The sequence below is a fragment of the Bradyrhizobium sp. CCBAU 53338 genome (genome assembly GCF_015291665.1).
Lineage (GTDB): Bacteria > Pseudomonadota > Alphaproteobacteria > Rhizobiales > Xanthobacteraceae > Bradyrhizobium.
The window spans coordinates 3,417,232-3,434,778 of sequence record NZ_CP030048.1; the positions used below are offsets into that span (position 1 = coordinate 3,417,232).

Consider the following 17,547-nt stretch of genomic DNA (forward strand, 5'->3'; position numbering starts at 1 on the left):
GGAAAATGACGTTCGCGCCGGCCGGACAATTCGGCGGGCCGAACACCAATACACGCTGCATCGCAGCGGGCACGTGAAACAGATTACAAATTTCCGGCAGCATGGGCCGAAATTAAAAGTCGCTATCAGCCCAGTTCAAAGCTGGTTACCCCGAACACGCGGTCGAGCCGCAATGACGCGATCGGTCCAGTGTACATTCGCGCCGTTTCGAACGTCGGCTTCAGCCTGAGGGATTCCGCAAGCGCCATAGCATCGCCGTTCATCGCGGGGATGTCGAGCACAATCTCGTTGCTTCCGGGACTCGCCAGCAAAGCCTGCAATACGGCCTCCGCCGAGGCGCGATCATCGGCCACCAGCGGGCCGATCTTGCGACCGCTCCGGCAGGGGCGGATCACGCCCCACGCGGCAAGCTTGCCGTCGCGCAGCAGTGCACGGCCGACGTGTCCCGGTGCGTTGATCCAGGCGCGCAAAAAGGCCGGGCGCGGGGCCGGGAAGACGGTGGCGTCGTCCGCTTGCACATGCGCGAACGGGATTGCGTCGAGCGCAACAACTGCGGCGGGCGGCTTCGGTGGCGCGGCAACGATGCCACCGCAGCGGATGTTGGCATAGGCCAGCTGGAAGCCGGACTTCCTGTAATTGTCCTGCTGGGCGACGACGCCGTCGAGCCCGATCACGCGCGCGCCTGCATGCGCGATCGCGGCGTTCCAGATGCGCAGGCCGTGGCCTCTGCCGCGAAAGCCAGCGCGCACGATGTAGAATCCGAGGAACGCGAAGCGCTCGTCGTAGGTGACGCAGGAGACGGTTGCGACCGGCTCGCCGTCGATCTCGCCGACGAAGAAGCCCCGCGTATCGGGGATCGCGAAGCAGGCGGCATCGGCAAGGCCGGGATTCCAGCCCTCAGCCGCGGCCCAGTCGATCGCGACGGAGATCTCGTCGGGTCGCAAATTGCGGATCTGCAAATCGCTCATGTCGCGTCGCCTCGTGGCTATGGGCCTGTTGGCAAGTCTGGTTTGCGGGCAAGTGTAGCGGTAGAAGGCCTGACGACAGGCTGAGCCTCAACACCTTATCACAGGGATATCCGGTCATGGCAGCAGAGAAGGTCGCACTCGTCACCGCAGGCGGCAGCGGCATGGGAGCAGGGGCCGCGCGGCGGCTCGCAGCCGACGGCTTTCGCGTCGCGATCCTGTCGTCCTCCGGCAAGGGCGAAGCGCTCGCGACCGAGCTCGGCGGGTTTGGCGTCACCGGGTCGAACAAGTCCAATGACGACCTCAAGCGCCTCGTCGACGGCGCGCTGGCGAAGTGGGGACGGATCGACGTGCTCGTCAACAGCGCCGGCCACGGACCGCGCGCGGCGATCACCGAGATCACCGACGAGCAGTGGCACCTCGGCCTCGATACGTATCTGCTCAACGTGATCCGTCCGGTCAGGCTGGTGATGCCGGCGATGCAGGCGCAGAAGGGCGGTGCCGTCATCAACATTTCGACCGCCTGGGCGTTCGAACCAAGCGCGATGTTTCCGACCTCGGCGGTGTTCCGCGCGGGCCTTGCCGCCTACACAAAAATCTTCACCGACACCCATGCGGCCGACAACATCCGCATGAACAACGTGCTGCCGGGCTGGATCGACAGCCTGCCGCAAGCCGATGCGCGCCGCGACAGCGTGCCGTTGAAGCGTTACGGCAAGGTCGAGGAGATCGCGGCGACGATCTCGTTCCTGGCCTCCGACGGTGCGGCCTACATCACCGGGCAGAACATCCGCGTCGACGGCGGATTGACGCGCTCGGTTTGATACGCCGGCCATTCGAGTCGCGTTTTCTTTGTCTCGTTGTCTGATGCGACACGGCGCTGCATCGCGCGTCGCCGCTGAAGGATGATGCGTGGCCCCGGGGTCACACTCGTCATCCGTTCGTACGATGCCGCGCGCACATTGCGTCACAGTCCCTGCGAACTTCGCCGCAGCCCAAGACGCCGCGCGAGGTGCTGCCTATGCCTAGCCCGTGCCGGAAACACCTGGCCGGTGCATGTGAAGACGCGCGTTTCGATCGCGTGGGGCAAGGAGACTGGAATGAAAAGGTTTTTGCTGGCGGCTGCGATGGCCGTGTTGGGCACCGTGGCCGCGCAGGCCGCCGACCTCGCGGCGCACTACACCAAGGCGCCGATGATGGCGGCCGCCTATAACTGGACGGGTTTCTACGTCGGCGGCAATGTCGGTGGGCAGTGGGGCAGTGCTGATGCTGCGACCACCACCCTCGACCCTCCGGTCGCGTACTTCGCAAATTCGAGCGTGCCTGCCATCGCAGCGGTCGGCGCGCAGCACGTCAACTCCTCGAGCGTGACCGGAGGTTTGACCGCCGGCTACAACTGGCAGGTCAACAGCGCGGTGTTCGGCCTCGAGGGCGACATCAACTATTTCGGCTTCAAGGGCAGCGCGACCGGTTCGGCGCTCTATCCTTGTTGTGCGCCGACGGGCTTCACCGTCAACTCGCAGGTCTCGGCCGACTGGCTCGCAACGATCCGCGGCCGCATCGGCTTCCTCGCAACGCCGAGCTGGCTGATCTACGCCACGGGCGGTGCGGCGATTGCCGACGTGAAGGGCAATTTCAACTTTTCCGACACGTTCGCAGCCGCGACCGAATCCGGCGCGATCCGCGATACCCGCGTCGGCTGGACCGCAGGTGTCGGCGGCGAATATGCGGTCGGCAACGGCTGGTCGCTCAAGGCCGAGTATCTCTATGTCGATCTCGGTCGCGCCAGCATGACCAGCAACAATCTCGTCGCTGGTGGGCCGCTGCCGGCCCAGACCTTCACGCATTCGTTCGACATCAAATCGAACATCGTGCGCATCGGCGTGAACTACAAGTTCGGCGGGCCCGTGGTCGCCAGATACTGATCCCGGTTTCGATGTGGCGAGGAAAGCCCCGGCCCGGCCGGGGCTTTCTGTCTTGGGAGGGCCGGGCACCCCATTTCACATTTGCGCGTTGTGGTTCCATTGCTGTGGCCTTGTTTCGTTAGCCGGATGGAGCGTCAGCGAAATCCAGCGAGATGATTCCGCGAGGCGATAATCCCGGATTGCGCCTTGCTCCGTCCGGGCTGCGAAAAATAGTTATCTTTCTGGCTAACAATTGTTGACGCCGGATCGCGGTGGCCCTATAGTTAGCTTCATGGCTAACCAATTACCCCAGCTCGACCAGGTCTTCTCGGCGCTCGCCGATCCCACGCGGCGGGCCATCGTGATGCGGCTGTGTGCCGGCGAGGCCTCGGTCGGAGAACTCGCCGAGCCGTTCGAAATGGCGCTGCCGAGCTTCATGAAACACATCCGTGTGCTGGAGACGAGCGGGCTCGTGCAGTCGGAAAAGTCCGGCCGCGTGCGGACGTGCCGCCTCAGTCCTGAGGCGCTCGTCGGCGCGGAAGACTGGTTCCAGCACCAGCGCGCGATCTGGGAGGCGCGGCTCGACCGCTTCGAGGCCTATGTGATGAAGCTGAAGAAGGAGAGGGCGGCCGCCAGGCGGCCGTCCAAAACGACCGAGAAGACCAACAACAAGCCAAGCAAACGAGAAGGTACCTGACGATGACGAATGCTGCCAATGCCGCCCTGTCGCAATGGTCGATCGACCGCGAGATCGTGATGTCGCGCGTGATCGACGCGCCGCGCGATCTGGTGTTCGAGGCGTGGTCCGATCCAAAACACCTGCCGCAATGGTTCGGGCCGAAAGGGTTCAAGATCGAGACCTTCGAGATCGACGTGCGCGTCGGCGGCGTCTGGCGCTTCAACATGATCGGCCCCGACGGCACCGTCTATCCGAACCGCATGCGCTTCCGCCGGATCGAGCGGCCGAAGCTGATGGAGATGGACCACGGCGACGACCAGGACGACGATCCCAGCATGTTCCGCTTCATCCTGACCTTTGCCGAACAGAGCAATGGCAAGACCGTGCTGATGATGCGGCAACTGGCATCGACCTCGGAGCAGCGCGACCACATGATCGGCTTCGGCGCCGTCGAATACGGCTACCAGACGCTCGACAAGCTCGCGGCCTATGTCGGCGGTCTGAAGAAATAAAACGCTGCGCATGATTCGGGGGCGCCACGCGAAGTGGCGCCTCCTGGATGAGTTTGGAAACGCAGGCGTCTTTGCAATTATGACAGTGCGCGTGCGAATTATGACAGTGGCGTCACGCAGATTTTTGTCGCGCCGTGCGCAAAATTTATGACAGAATTGCTACCGTTGGATGTCATCTCGACTACAGCGGAGCTCATCATGTTGCAGTGGCAGGCCCGGTCAAATCCCCTCGCGTGGTGGTGGGGGTCCCTGACGCTTGTCAGTGCGGCGAACATTCTCGTCTGGTTCATGCTGTACCGCGAGTTCTATCCGAGCGTGGCCGGCAGCGTCGGCGGTGGCTCGGACATCGGGCTGATGTTCCTGTTGTGCGCGGGCTATGTGTTCGGCTGCGCCTTCCGCTCGGTGCTGCCGCGCGCCGACGTGCAGCGCATCTGCCTGTTCGACACCTGGCTCTCCAGCGTCTTCATCGGGCGCACGGTCGCGACCGTGGCAGAGGTGTGCTTCGCTGCGCAATGGGCGATCATCCTGCATCAGCTCGGCAAGATGACGGGCGCGCAGACCGCGGTGAACGTCGCGCTCGTGATCGTGCCGATCATCATCGTCGCCGAATGCTTCTCCTGGTATGCCGTCGTCACCACCAACTTCCTCTTCAACGCGATCGAGAACTCGCTGTGGGCGGTGACGTTCTTCCTTGCCGGCATCGCCCTGTGCCGTCTGATGCCGGAATTCCAGGGACCGGTGCGCTGGGCGCTGGTCGCCGGCATCGTCGGCATCGCCTGCTTCCTCGCCTTCCTCGTCACCGTCGACGTGCCGATGTATCTCAGCCGCTGGCGGGCAGGGCATGCCGAGGGCAATAGGTTCCTAGGCTTCCTCGAGGGCCTGCATGACGTTTCGACGCGATGGGTGGTGACCCACGACATCGCGCACTGGAAGGGCGAGCTGACCTGGATGTTCCTGTATTTCAGCGCCGCCGTATGGTCGAGCCTTGCGCTCTGCGCGCTCTACGCCATGGAAGGCTATCTCACGCGGTATCTGGCGTAACGGCTACTTGCCGACCAGGCTGCACCTGCTGCGGTCGAGCGGGCGGAAGGCCTGCTCGGGCGGGATGGTCGCGACCAGCTTGACGAAGTCCCACGGGCCCTTGGATTCCTCAGGCGTCTTGACCTGCACCAGGTAGAGATCGTGCACCATGCGCTGGTCCTCGCGGATGTGGCCGTTGGTGGTGTAGGCATCCGACACCGGCGTCGCTTTCATCTTCGCCATCACGGTGGCGCTGTCGTCCGAGTCCGTATCCTTCACGGCTTGCAGATAGTGCCGCACGGCGGAGTAGACGCCGGCCTGGATCTGCGAGGGCATCGCCTTGCGGCGCGCATAGAACGCGTCGGAGAATTTTCGCGCGGCCGGCGAGACGTCCTCGAAGAACGAGGTGACGATCAGATCGCCGCGCGTCGCCTTCAGGCCAACGGCTTCGATGTCGACGTTCTGGAACGACATCGGCACGATCTTGATGCCCTGGTCGGCGAGGCCGAACTCCTCAGCCTGCTTGATCGCGGTGGCATTGTCGCCGGCGACGTTGATTGCGAGGATCTTTGCGCCCGAGGACTGGGCCTGCAGCAGGAACGACGAGTAGTCGGGCGTGCCGAGCTGGGCCTTGACGCTGCCGGCGACCTTGCCGCCGAGCGCGGTGATGCGGTCGCGCGCGGTTGCCTCGATCGAATGGCCGAAGGCGTAGTCGCCGGTGATGAAGAACCACGGCTCCTTGCTGGTCTGCATGACGCCGGAGACGACGGCCGTCGCCGTGGAGTAGGCGTCCTGGGTCCATTGCACGCTCGAGGGCGCGCAGGCCTCGTCGGTGAGCTGGTTGGCGCCGGCGCCGGAGACGAGGAATATCTTTCCGTTGCCGCGCACCAGCTCCTGCACGGCGAGTGCCGCGCCGGAGCTGCCGCCGTCCGCGATCGCCTGTACGCCGTCGCTGAACCACTTTCGCGCCAACGAGGCAGCAAGGTCCGGCTTGTTCTGGTGATCGGCCTGCAGGATCTCGATCGGCTTGCCGTTGATCTTGCCGCCGAACTCCTCCGCCGCCATCCGCGCGGCCTCGACCGAGCCGGGGCCCATCGCGGTCGCGAAAATGCCGTTCATGTCGGTGAGGACGCCGATGCGGACGGCGTCGCCCTTGATCTCGGCGCGCGCGGTGCCGGCGAGCGCCAGCGAGATCAGCAGGATGGCGGTGGATGTGGTGCGGAGAGTAGCCATGGCGTTTCCTGATTTTATCGTTGGTTTGATGGCGTTGGCGGTCAGGCCGCCTCGGCGACGACCTTGTTGCGGAGCGTTCCGATGCCGGAGATCTCGACCTCGACGGTGTCGCCGGGACGCATCCACAGAGGCGGCGTGCGCTTCAGGCCGACGCCGCCCGGCGTACCCGTCACGATGACGTCGCCGGGGACGAGGGGGCAGATCGTCGAGATGTAGGCGATCAGGTCGGGGATGCCGGTGATCAGCAGATCCGTGGTGGTGTTCTGCACCACGGCGCCGTTCAGGCGCGTCTGGAGCGTGAGCTTCGACGGGTCGGGAATCTCGTCCGCCGTCACCAGCCACGGGCCAAAGCTGCCGCTCTCCGCAAAGGTCTTGCCGGAGAGGAACTGGCTGGTGTGGCGCTGCCAGTCGCGGATGCTGCCCTCATTGTAGCAGGCGTAGCCGGCGATGTGGTCGAGCGCGCGGCTCGCCGGAATGTGCCGGCCCTGCTTGCCGATGACGAGCGCAAGCTCGCCTTCGTAATCGAAATCGTCGCTCACCCTCGGTTTTACGATCGGTTGAAGATGACCGACCTGGCTGCAGGGGAAGCGGACGAACAGCGCCGGCTTCTCGGTGACGGTGCGGCCGGTCTCGGCGACGTGGTCTCGATAATTCAGGCCGACGCAGATGATCTTGCCGGGATCGGGGATGACGGGCGCGAAGCTGATGCTGTCCAGCGGATGATCCGGCGCAGTGGATGCGACCAGCTTCGTCGCTTCGGTCACGCGGCCCGCTTCGAGCAACTGCCGCAGCGTTGCGCATCCAGCCATGCGTTTGCCGAGATCGACGACGCCATTGTCCCTGACGGCCCCGAACGAGGCGCGGCCGTCGACGATGAAAGAGAGCAGCTTCATGGGATATCCTCGAGAGATGTTCGGTCAGGCCGCGGACGGCACGTGGGTGGGAGGCGTGATTGCGGCGATGAGCCGGTCGAGTTCGGCATCGTTGCGGGCGGTGCCGCGGATGTAGCGGTCGGGGCGAACCAGCGCGGCGGTGAGGCTGTGCTCGCGCAGCCAGGGGCCGATGCCTTGTGCATCATCGCCGGTCAGGATTTTGATCCCCGCTTGCGAAAGCGCGGGATGCGCGGCGCTCTCGACCAGCAGCACATGGCTGTAGCCGATCAGGTCGTCGCCGCGGCTGCCGTCCTTCAGCACGAATTGCGGCGCGAGATGTCCGGTGAGCGCGAGCTCGCCGAGCGCGAGCCCGGGGCCGAGCAGGGGCTTTTTCACCTCCAGCTTGACCGGCGCGTTCTCGCGCGCTTGCCCGGCGGCAAGGCCCGCTTCGATCGCCTTGGTGTTGATGACACCGCCCAGGCGGATGGCGAGCTCGATGAATTCGCGCACATGCGGCTGGCGTTCGCTTTGATAGGTATCGAGCAAGCCAGGCGCGGCATCACCGCGGATGACGGCCGCGAGCTTCCAGGCAAGGTTGGCGGCATCGCGGATGCCGGCGCACATGCCCTGGCCGAGAAAAGGCGGGGTCTGGTGAGCTGAATCGCCGGCCAGCAGCAGCCGGCCGTTACGCCATTGCTGTGCGATCACGGAATGAAAGGTGTAGACCGCCGCGCGCTCGAGCTCGGCATCCTCGGGCGTGATCCAGCGCGACAGCAGCTCCCAGACCTTTGCGGATTGAGCGACCTCGTTCGAATCCTCGTCAGGGAGAACCGTGATCTCCCAGCGCCGCCGCGTGCCGGTGCCGCGGACATAGGTCGCGGGACGCCTGACATCGCAGTGCTGAAGGCTGTAGTCGCCGAGATCGTCGCGCGCGCGCTTGAGCAGCACGTCGATCACCAGCCAGCGCTCGTGAAAGCCCAGGTCGTCCATGCCGGAGCCGATGAAGCGGCGAACGATAGACCGAGCCCCATCGCAGCCGATGACGTAACCGGCGCGAACTTCGCTGAGCTTTCCGTTGGAGATATCCTCGTAGCGGATTCGAACGCCGGTCTCGTCCTGGTCCAGCGCGAACACCTCGCAGCGGCTGCGCAAGGTGACGTGCGGCCAGCGCGCGAGGCCGCCGATCAGCGCGTCCTCCAGATCGGGCTGGTGGAAGCGATAGCTGAGATTCCAGCCCATCGGCGTCAGCGTCTGCGGTCGCGACCAGTCCAGCAGCATCTTGCCGTCGGCGTCGAGGAACAGCATGCCGGGGCTGAGGATGACCTGCGGCAGGATGGCGTCGGCGAGGCCGATGGTCTGGAACACGCGCATGCATTCGTCGTCGAAATGCACCGCTCGCGGCAGATGATAGGTCCGCGCCTCGCGCTCCAGCACCAGCGTCCGCGCGCCGCAGAGGCCGAGCAGATTGGCAAGCGTGGCGCCGACCGGGCCACGGCCGACGATCACGACGTCAAACTCTTCAGGAGCGGATTTATCTTGCATGGGGCTATCTCTTCCCCATCAGGTGCCACCGCTTCAACGGCGCCGGCCGAAGTGTCCGCCCAGCGGACGACCCTAAGTCTCGACCGGAATGGCCGCAGCCGTCTCCTGAAGCTGGCTGACGAACTGCGCCATGGCTTCCTCGATCCCCAGCGCCGAGCGGATCCAGATGATGGAGATACAGCCGTAGACCGCGCCATTGCGCACGATGGGAACGGCAATCGACGCGGTCTTCGGATTGTATTCGCCCTCGCTGCGGGTTGCGTAGCCGCGTGCTTGAGTCTCGGCGATCATCTGGTCGAGGCGGGTCCGCTCGAGGAAGGGGCGGTCGTCAGCTTCGTCGATGCGGCGCAGATGGCTGACGATGAGATCGCGTTCGCGCGCGGGGCAGGCAGCGAGATAGGCCCGGCCCGCGGAGGTCCGCAGCATCGGCAAGCGCTTGCCGATCATGCCGCGGTCGATCGACAGCGGGCTGCGCGAATGCGTGGTCTCCTGCACCACCATCGCCGCGTTCTCGTAAGTGGAGAGATCGACCGGCCAGACCAGCGTCTTGCTCAGCTCGGCGAGAAAAGGCGCGGCCGCCTGGCAGATCACCACGCCGGGGTCGTAGCCGTCGCCGAGGCTCAGGGCGAGCCGGGTGACGCGAAAGCGATCGTCGCTGGCGCTGCGGGCGACATAGCCGAGTTCCTCCAGCGTTTCGAGCAGGCGATAGACGGTGGGGCGGGGCAGGTCGAGCGCGCGGGCGACGTCGCCGGCGCGGATGCCGCCGGAGCGGTTGACCTCCTGCAGCACGTCCAGCCCGCGCTTGAAGGCGCGCACGCCCTCCGACTGCCGCGGCTGGCCGTTCCGCGTCCGCTCCTTGGACACTTCGCATTTCCTCCCTTGTGGCCGACGGCTTCGCGATTATCGTCTTTGCGAACGCGAAGCGATTGCGGGACGCCACCGTAGGATTGCGCGCGGCCGGTATCAAGCTCGCCGCAATGCGGCGAAGGCGATGCCCTCGGGAGGAATTCGATGGAAATCACCGCGCTCGGCTATATCGGCATCAATTCGTCGCAGCTCGACCAGTGGGGCCAAATGGCGACCGGGCTGCTCGGCATGCAGCAGGTCGATCGTGGCGGCAGGATGCGGGCATTTCGCATGGACGATCGCAAGCAGCGCCTGATCGTCGACGGCAGCAGCGATGCCGGCCTTGCGGTCATGGGCTGGGAAGTTCCGTCTGCCGCCGAGCTGGACCGGCTCGCGGCGCGACTGGAAGGCCATGGCGTCAAGGTGACGCGCGGCTCGCGCGCACTCGCCGACGAGCGGCACGTGGCCGAGCTGATCACGTTCGCGGATCCCGCCGGAAACCGGCTGGAAGCGTTCTGCGCGCCTGAGCTCGCGAGCGAACCCTTCAGACCCGGTCGGCCGATCTCGGGCTTTCGCACCGGCGCGCTGGGCATGGGGCACGTCGTGCTCAATGTCGAGGACGTCGAGCCGCTGGTGCCGTTCTATCGCGACGTGCTCGGCTTCCACGTCTCCGATTTCGGGCTGAAGCCTTACGGGCTCTATTTCTTCCACGTCAACGGCCGGCACCATTCCTTCGCAATGGTCGGCTCGGGCCGCAAGGCGCTGCATCATTTCATGGTCGAGCTCGGCAGCCTCGACGATGTCGGCCAGGGTTACGATCTCGCCCAGCTCGAAGATGGCCGTGTCGTCTATACGCTGGGTCGCCACACCAACGACCACATGACCTCGTTCTACGTGAATACGCCCTCGGGCTTCTTCATCGAATATGGCTGGGGCGGACGGATCATCGATCCCGAGACCTGGCAGCCGCACGAGACGTTTGATGGCCCGTCACTATGGGGTCACGAGCGTCTCTACATGCCCGACGAGCAGCGCAAGCGCCTGCGCGAGATGCGGCTGGATGCTGCGGCCCGCGGCGTCCGCGTCGCCGATCCGCGCGTGCCGCCGCTGAACTGCGCGTGGCTGGACTCGGTGGTCGCGCGCGAATGATCCGCGGCCACGCGGCAATGATCTGACACTCAGGGAAGGACAATATGCTCAGGACTCTCTTGCGGGCAGGCTTCGTGCTGCTCGCGTTCAGCACGGCTGCGTCGGCCGAACCGATCAAGGTCACGCTGCTCGGCACCGGCGTGCCGACACCGCGGCCGACGAGTTTCAGCGCCTCGACGCTGGTGGAGGCGGGGAGCGAAAAGCTGCTGTTCGATCTCGGCCGCGGCTCGACCATGCAGCTCTACAAGCTGAAGATCCCGCTCGGCGCGATCACCGCCAGTTTCCTCACGCATCTGCATTCCGACCACATCGTCGGCCTTCCAGATATGTGGCTGACCGGCTGGCTCGCCACGCCCTGGGCCTCGCGCAAGGGGCCGATGAATCTGTTCGGGCCCAAGGGCACCGTGGCGATGACGGAGAACCTGACCAAAGCCTTCGCCAACGACATCCGCATTCGTATCGACGACGAGCATCTAGATCCCAAGGCGGTCGAATTTGCCGCAAAGGATATCGAGCCGGGACTTGTCTACGACAACAGCGGCGTCAAGGTCACCGCGATCGAGGTCAATCACGGTGAGAAGATCAAGCCGGCGTTCGGCTATATGATCGAGTATGGTGGGCACAAGGTCGTGCTTTCGGGCGACACGAAGTATGACGAGCGGATTGCCAAGGCAGCAGCGGGTGCCGATTTGCTGATCCACGAAGTCGCGGTGATCGAGCCGGAGCTGCTGGTCAGGAATCCTGTTTACAAGGACATCCAGGCGCACCACACCTCGCCCGAGGAGGCCGGCCGCATCTTTGCCTCAGCCAGGCCGAAGCTCGCGGTCTATTCCCACATCGTGTTCGGCACGGTGAAGCCCGGACCCGATATTCCGGAGGAGCCGCTGATCGAGCGCACGCGCACCGCCTACAACGGACCGTTGCTGGTCGGTCGCGACATGATGTCGTTCAGGATCGGCGACAACGTCGAGGCGTTCGCGCCTGATGGCACGAAGCTCGTGCCGTAACGCGGGCGCTCAGGCGTCGCCGAGATCGAGCTGCGTCAGGATTCCCTGTCGCAGCGCCAGCCGGACCAGCTCGATGTCGGAGCCGACGCCGAGCTTGTCCTTGATCAGCGAATGCAAATTCGCGACCGTCTTCGGGCTGACATGCAGCGTCTCGGCGATCTCCTCCGTCGTGTTCTCGGCGAGCAACAGCCGCAGCACCTCGAACTCGCGCGGCGTGAGCACGTCGGCGGCGGAGCTCTCGCCGCTGATCCGGCTGAGCGCCAGTTCGTGGTCGATATCAGGGCTTATCGCGATCTTGCCGGCGAGCACATCCATCACCGCGCGCACCAGTGTCTCCGGAGGACTGGTCTTCGTGACGTAACCTCGTGCGCCGGCGCGGATGGCCTGGACGGCAAAGCCGGCATTGTCGTGCATGGTGAAGACGAGGATCTTTGCCGCCTTGTCCCATTGCCGGATGCGCCTGACGGCCTCGACGCCGCCGATGCCGGGCATGCTGAGATCCATGATGACGAGATCTGGTGCCTCGGACTTGAAGAGGCGATAGGCGTCCGCGCCGTCGCCGGCTTCGGCGATGACGCGCAGGCCCGGCTGCTTCTGCAACACGGAGCGATAGCCTTCGCGGACAACCGAGTGGTCGTCGACCAGTAAGATGGTCGCGGTCATGCCGCGTGCTCCAGCGCCTGCGGACCCGCGGCGACAAGGGGAATGACGACGCGCAGTGCGGAGCCGCCGTTGGGGCCGGCCTCAAAACTCAGACGGCCGCGCAGGGCTGCGACGCGTTCGCGCATGCCGAGCAGGCCCATGCCGGCTTTTGCGGCGGGATCGGTCGAGCGGCCGTCGTCATCGACGGCGAGTGCGATTTCGGCCGCACGCATCGACAGTTCGAGGTTCACCTTGGTGGCGCCGGCATGCTTGGCCGCGTTGGTGAGCGCCTCCTGCACGATGCGGTAGAGGTTGGCGCTGATCGTGGCCGGCAGCGTCCCGAACGAGCCGTCGAAACGGATCGAGAAGCGTGTCTCACCGCGGCTGCGGCCGTTCCACCCGGCAACGAGGCCTTCGAGGCTGGCGACGAGGCCGAGCTCCTCGACATCAGGCGGGCGGAGCCGGAACAGCGCGCCGCGCAGCGTCTCCATCATGCCGGTCGCGGTCCGTGCGATCCCGTCGCATTCGCCGAGCAGGGAAGGGCAGTCCTGCGCGGCGGTCTGGCGGGCGGAGGCGGCGAGCGCGCGGATCGCGGCCAGCGACTGGCCGAATTCGTCATGGAGCTCGCGGGCGAGATGGCGGCGCTCCTCGTCCTGGAGCGCGATCAGTTTTCGGGTCAGCTCGGCGCGCTCGGCGAGTGCCGTGTCGAGGCTTTCGGCGAGATGATTGAAGACGTCGCGCACCGCGGAGAGCTCGGCGAGATCGAATGGCGGCAACCGCGCGGTGAGGTCGTTGGCGGCAATCCGCTCCAGGCCGGCGCGGATCATCCGGGTCGGGCGCAGGGCGCGGGCCAGCGCTGCGTAGACCAGGACGCACAGCAGCGGCAGCGCGATAGCCAGCGCCAGCATCAGGCGGCCGGCCTCGTGCCAGGCCTCCGCCGTCCGCACAGCCGGATCGACCGAGACCACGGCCTCACCCAGCTTTGTCCCGCGCAGGATCACCGGCCGCGCCGCCTCACGGCCGGGGTCGAACAGGCCATGATAGAACGCCGTGAAGATCTGCGGCGGCGGGTCATCCGCGACAGGCGCGCCGCTACAGAAGCGCTGCAGCATCTCGCCGCTGACGCCACGGAAGGCCAGGCACAGGCCGGGCGTCATCACATAAGCCGAGACGGGGTCGAGGTTGGGAAAGTCCGACCGGGGGTTCGCGGTCCAGAGCACCTTGCCCTGTTGAAGCTCCAGCGTCTTCGCAACGATGGCGGCGATGCCGTCGATGCGCGCATGGGCTGCGCGGTCGGCCGTGATGAGAAAATAGGCTGATATAGCGGTGAAGCAGGCAGCCGAGACGGCGGCCACGCGCAAGGTCAGGCGGACCTTGAGATCAAATCTCGGGCGGTTCCACATCAGCGGGCACCTGGGGCGAACGGTATGTCGCCTGCGCATTAAAGGGCAGAACGCTGCGTGCGCAAAGCGGCACTCTTACCGCGCTGCAACGTCGTGAAATTTTCCCGGGATCAGCCGGGAGCGCCACGGCTGCTATGCGTAATGCGTCCGCCTAGTTTGCGGCCTTTCCGTCATGCGAGGCCCGCGATGCGCCGTACCCGCTCGTTGCTGTCTTTCCTTGTTCTTCTTGCGACCGGGCTGAATGGCCGGGCCGTCGCCGCCGAGACCACGATTGCGCTCGACGATTTCAGCTACACTGACACCTCCGCCGAGCCTGTTGACCAGAGCGCCGCTCATGAGCGGCGGCTGCAGGCGTTCATGGTCGCGCTCCGGCGAGACATCGCCGCCGACCCGCGCTACCGGCTTGCGCCGTCGGTGCAAGAGGGGGCGGCGTTCAAGGTGATCGGCGGCATCCAGAAGACCAGCACGCTGGTGCAATGGGCCAAGGTCGCGGTGATCGACGTTGGCGCCAGGAAGGTCGTGATGGACAAGCTCTATACCTTCCGCGGCGACAACGACGAGTCCTGGGAGCGCGCGGAGGTCTTCGTCTCCCGCGAGGTCATCGCCGCGTTGGCGCAGCCCTAAAAGGTCAGCTGCACCTTCATCGACTGCGAGCGGTCGGTAGCCAATTCAAAAGCCGCGACCGCGTTCTCGAACGGCATCGTCGCCGTGATCAGCGGCTTCACGTCGATCAGGCCTTCGCCCATCAGCCGCACCGCCAGCTCGAATTCGGGGTCGAAGCGGAAGGTGCCGCGGAGCTGCAATTCCTTGGCGACGATCGAGTTGATCGGCAGCGTCATCTCGCCGCCGAGGCCGAGTTGCACCATCGTCGCGCCGGGGCGGAGCACGTCGAGCGCGGTACGCAGCGCGGCCTGATTGCCGGAGGCTTCGAACAGCGTGTCGAACACGCCCTTGCCGGCGCGCCAGGGATCGAGCGCGGCGGCATTGGTCGCGACATTGATGGCGTGGGTGGCGCCGAGCTTCCTGGCGACAGCGAGCGGGGCGTCGGCGACGTCAGTGACAACGATCTCGGACGCACCACCGAAGCGCGAGACCAAAATCATGAGAGCGCCGATCGGGCCGCAACCGGTGATCAGCACGCGCTTGCCGAGCAGGGGCCCCGCCTGCTTGCCGGCGTGCAGGCACACCGCGAGCGGCTCGGCGACCGCGGCCTCCGCCAGCGACAGCTTGTCGGAGATCGGCACCGCCTGCGTGGCATCGACCGTCATGAACTCGCGAAAACCGCCCTGCACATGGGGAAAGCGCATCGCGCTGCCGAGGAAGCGCATGTCGAGGCATTGGTTGCGCATGCCTTCCTGGCAATGCAGGCATTGGCCGCACGGTTTGCTCGGATTGACCGCGACGCGGGTCCCGGCCTTTACGCTGGTAACGCCATCACCCACCGCTGCGACCACGCCGGCGATCTCATGCCCCAGCGCCATCGGTTGCTGGATGCGCACAACGCCGAAGCCGCCATGATGGTAGTAGTGCAGGTCCGAGCCGCAGATGCCGCCATTGGCGATCTTGATGCGGACCTCGCCCGGGCCGGGCTCCGTGTCGGGGTAGTTGTCGATCCGGAGGTCTTTCGGGGCGTGGATGACGACGGCGCGCATGGGCTTGTTCCCTCGTGTTCGCGATTACATCGCGGCGATCATGCCGCCATCGACATAGATGATCTGGCCGTTGACATAGGTGGAGGCATCCGAGGCGAGGAAGATTGCCGCACCCACCAGCTCGTCAGGCTTGCCCCAGCGCTTGGAGGGGATGCGGCCCATCAGCCAGGTGTTGAAGTCGGTGTTGTTGACCAGTGCCTCGTTCATGTCGGTCAGCATGTAGCCGGGACCGATCGCGTTGGCCTGGATGCCGTGCTGGGCCCATTCCACCGCCATCGAGCGGGTCAGGTTCTTGATGCCGCCCTTGGCGGCGGTGTAGGGCGCGATGGTGGGGCGCGCCAGCTCGCTGCCGAGCGAGCCGATATTGATGATCTTGCCGTGCTTGCGCGGGATCATCCGCTTGGCAGCTTCCCGGCCGATCACGAAGGCGCTGGTGAGGTTGGTCTCGATCACCTTGCGCCATTCGTCGGTGGTGAATTCCACCAGCGGCTTGCGGTGCTGGATGCCGGCATTGTTGACGACGATGTCGACGGCGATGCCCTTCTTGTCGAAATCGTTGAAGGCTGCGACGATCGCGGGCTCGTCGGTGACGTTGAAGGCGGCGCCTTCGGCCTGATGGCCGGCGGCGCGAAACTCGGCGACGGCCTGCTCGACGCGCTTGGGATCGACACCGTTGACGATGATCCTGGCGCCGGCCTTGGCCATGCCTTCGGCGATGGCGCGGCCGAGCCCACGCGAGGAGCCGGTCACGAGGGCGGTGCGGCCGGAAAGGTCGAAGAGGGCAGTGCTCATCTCAAGAAATCCTCAAGCGTTGGAGCGGCGCACGATCAGATCAGAGCGCTCGAATACGGCGGGCAGAAGGTCGACGCCAAGGCCGGGGCCTTCCATCGGGAAGACGTAGCCGTCCTTGATGGTGGGCATCGTGGTGACGAGCTCATTGTACCAGCCCTTGTAGAAGGCGCGCACCGATTCCTGGATCAGGGTGTTCGGCTGGCTGAACGACATGTGGATGGCGGCGATGAAGCCGATCGGGCCGATGCAGTCATGCGGCGCGAAGGGGCGGTGGTAGGTTTCTGCCATCGCCGCGATCTTGCGGCCCTCGGTGAGGCCGCCGGTCCAGCACAGATCGGCCATCACCACGTGCATGGCGTCGCGGTCGAGCATGTCCTTGTAGGGGAAGCGCGAGCCCAGCGTTTCGCTGGCGCAGACCCAGACGTCGGTCGAGCGGGCATATTCGGCCAGCGCCTGCGGCGAGTTCATGCGGATCGGGTCTTCGTACCAGGTCGGCTTGTACGGCTCGAGCGCGCGCGCGATCTGCTTGGCGGTTGGCAGATTCCAGAGCGAATGGAGTTCGACCATGATCTCCATCTTGTCGCCGACGGCCTTCCTGATCTTCTCGAACGGCTCGATCGCCTGCTTCATCTGGGCGGCCGTGATGTAGAGACCCTTGTTCTCCTGCGCCGCCGGATCGAACGGCCAGATCTTCATCGCCGAGATGCCGCTTTCCAGCAGGCTTTCGGCGAGCGCATCCGCACGGTTCATGAAGCCGTCGAGGTCCTCATAGGGGCCCTTGTTGGCCCCGAGATTCCAGTTTGCGACCGGGCTGATATTGGTCGAGCGGACATATTGCGTGCCGGCGCAGGTGTTGTAGATGCGCTGCTTGTCGCGGCAGAGGCCGCCGAGCATCTGGTGCACCGGCTGATTGCAGACCTTGCCGAACAGGTCCCACAGCGCAATGTCGATCGCCGACGCCGCGCGGTATTCGACGCCGGTCGAGGACTGCGCCATCGGCAGGTTCAGCATGTCGCGATGGATGGCCTCGATGTGCAGGGGATTGCGGCCGAGCAGGCGGCCGGCAAAGGTGTCGTGGATCTGCGCCTCGACCGCGCCGGCGCCATAGAAGGTCTCGCCGAGACCGATCACGCCGCTATCCGTGTGAACGCGCACCCAGATGACGTTGGAAAATTCCTCGGTGCGCAGCGTCTCGATCGACGTGATCTTCACGGCAGATGTCCTCCCGTCACAGGCGCCTCGCGCCGGTCTTGTTCATTTTGCACCGCAGCACGTTGCGGGCCGTCGGGGGAGTCTTACGCCTGCTTGTAATATATCACAACATGTTTT

At 65.3% G+C, this 17,547-nt stretch carries 17 protein-coding genes and 1 pseudogene; 8 read left to right on the forward strand and 10 right to left on the reverse strand.

All coding sequences use genetic code 11. The features are described 5' to 3' along the window. Window positions 1–125 precede the first annotated feature (125 nt). Window positions 126–968, reverse strand: coding sequence for a GNAT family N-acetyltransferase (locus XH90_RS15920; RefSeq protein WP_194482328.1), 843 nt, complete (start codon window positions 966–968; stop codon window positions 126–128). 116 nt (window positions 969–1,084) lie between these two features. Between XH90_RS15920 and XH90_RS15925 the strand changes: the two genes are divergently transcribed. The 5 genes from XH90_RS15925 to XH90_RS15945 all read left to right on the forward strand — a co-directional run bounded on the left by XH90_RS15925 (window position 1,085) and on the right by XH90_RS15945 (window position 5,101). Next, entirely contained in the window at window positions 1,085–1,789 is a 705-nt protein-coding gene (locus XH90_RS15925) for an SDR family oxidoreductase (protein ID WP_194482329.1), read from the forward strand. 276 nt (window positions 1,790–2,065) lie between these two features. Further along, window positions 2,066–2,890, forward strand: coding sequence for an outer membrane protein (locus XH90_RS15930; protein WP_194482330.1), 825 nt, complete (start codon window positions 2,066–2,068; stop codon window positions 2,888–2,890). Between the two features lie 271 nt (window positions 2,891–3,161). Continuing rightward, window positions 3,162–3,566 carry a metalloregulator ArsR/SmtB family transcription factor gene (locus XH90_RS15935; protein WP_194482331.1) on the forward strand — a complete coding sequence of 135 codons (405 nt, stop codon included), beginning with the start codon at window positions 3,162–3,164 and terminating at the stop codon, window positions 3,564–3,566. A gap of 2 nt (window positions 3,567–3,568) precedes the next feature. Further along, on the forward strand, window positions 3,569–4,060 hold the full coding sequence (locus XH90_RS15940; RefSeq protein ID WP_194482332.1) for an SRPBCC family protein: 492 nt from the start codon (window positions 3,569–3,571) through the stop codon (window positions 4,058–4,060). A 198-nt stretch (window positions 4,061–4,258) separates the two neighbouring features. After that, window positions 4,259–5,101: a hypothetical protein gene (locus tag XH90_RS15945; RefSeq protein ID WP_194482333.1), complete on the forward strand. Its 843-nt coding sequence runs from the start codon at window positions 4,259–4,261 to the stop codon at window positions 5,099–5,101. 3 nt (window positions 5,102–5,104) lie between these two features. On the opposite strand, the gene XH90_RS15950 is transcribed toward XH90_RS15945, so the two are convergent. The 4 genes from XH90_RS15950 to XH90_RS15965 form a co-directional block, all read right to left on the reverse strand. Then, complete coding sequence (locus tag XH90_RS15950; RefSeq protein WP_194482334.1) at window positions 5,105–6,313, reverse strand: ABC transporter substrate-binding protein; 1,209 nt, start codon at window positions 6,311–6,313, stop codon at window positions 5,105–5,107. Window positions 6,314–6,354: 41 nt separating this feature from the next. Continuing rightward, window positions 6,355–7,206, reverse strand: coding sequence for a fumarylacetoacetate hydrolase family protein (locus tag XH90_RS15955; RefSeq protein ID WP_194482335.1), 852 nt, complete (start codon window positions 7,204–7,206; stop codon window positions 6,355–6,357). A gap of 24 nt (window positions 7,207–7,230) precedes the next feature. Continuing rightward, window positions 7,231–8,727, reverse strand: a complete 1,497-nt coding sequence (locus tag XH90_RS15960) for a bifunctional 3-(3-hydroxy-phenyl)propionate/3-hydroxycinnamic acid hydroxylase (RefSeq protein ID WP_194482336.1) — start codon at window positions 8,725–8,727, stop codon at window positions 7,231–7,233. Between the two features lie 72 nt (window positions 8,728–8,799). Beyond that, window positions 8,800–9,591, reverse strand: coding sequence for a DNA-binding transcriptional regulator (locus XH90_RS15965; protein ID WP_194482337.1), 792 nt, complete (start codon window positions 9,589–9,591; stop codon window positions 8,800–8,802). Window positions 9,592–9,738: 147 nt separating this feature from the next. On the opposite strand from XH90_RS15965, the gene XH90_RS15970 reads away from it, so the two are divergent. Further along, window positions 9,739–10,722, forward strand: a complete 984-nt coding sequence (locus tag XH90_RS15970; protein ID WP_194482338.1) for a VOC family protein — start codon at window positions 9,739–9,741, stop codon at window positions 10,720–10,722. A gap of 44 nt (window positions 10,723–10,766) precedes the next feature. Beyond that, a complete protein-coding gene (locus XH90_RS15975; RefSeq protein WP_194482339.1) occupies window positions 10,767–11,729 on the forward strand; it encodes an MBL fold metallo-hydrolase in 963 nt (320 codons plus the stop codon). A gap of 9 nt (window positions 11,730–11,738) precedes the next feature. On the opposite strand, the gene XH90_RS15980 is transcribed toward XH90_RS15975, so the two are convergent. Next, a complete protein-coding gene (locus XH90_RS15980) occupies window positions 11,739–12,392 on the reverse strand; it encodes a response regulator transcription factor (protein ID WP_194482340.1) in 654 nt (217 codons plus the stop codon). Beyond that, a complete protein-coding gene (locus XH90_RS15985) occupies window positions 12,389–13,774 on the reverse strand; it encodes a HAMP domain-containing sensor histidine kinase (protein ID WP_194482341.1) in 1,386 nt (461 codons plus the stop codon). Before XH90_RS15985 ends, XH90_RS15980 begins: the two co-directional genes overlap by 4 nt. Before the next feature lie 186 nt (window positions 13,775–13,960). Here XH90_RS15985 and XH90_RS15990 point away from each other — a divergent pair. Further along, window positions 13,961–14,395 (forward strand): annotated as a pseudogene (locus tag XH90_RS15990) (DUF2380 domain-containing protein); the annotation flags it as partial. Here XH90_RS15990 and XH90_RS15995 read toward each other — a convergent pair. From XH90_RS15995 to XH90_RS16005, 3 genes are read right to left on the reverse strand one after another with little or no spacing between them, the layout of a single operon-like run. Beyond that, entirely contained in the window at window positions 14,395–15,426 is a 1,032-nt protein-coding gene (locus XH90_RS15995) for an L-idonate 5-dehydrogenase (protein WP_194482342.1), read from the reverse strand. The pseudogene XH90_RS15990 and the gene XH90_RS15995 overlap by 1 nt on opposite strands. A gap of 24 nt (window positions 15,427–15,450) precedes the next feature. After that, entirely contained in the window at window positions 15,451–16,218 is a 768-nt protein-coding gene (locus XH90_RS16000) for an SDR family oxidoreductase (protein WP_194482343.1), read from the reverse strand. 12 nt (window positions 16,219–16,230) lie between these two features. Next, the gene (locus XH90_RS16005; RefSeq protein ID WP_194482344.1) at window positions 16,231–17,430 is read right to left on the reverse strand and encodes a mandelate racemase/muconate lactonizing enzyme family protein; all 1,200 of its coding nucleotides are present in this window, start codon (window positions 17,428–17,430) and stop codon (window positions 16,231–16,233) included. Window positions 17,431–17,547: the final 117 nt, after the last annotated feature.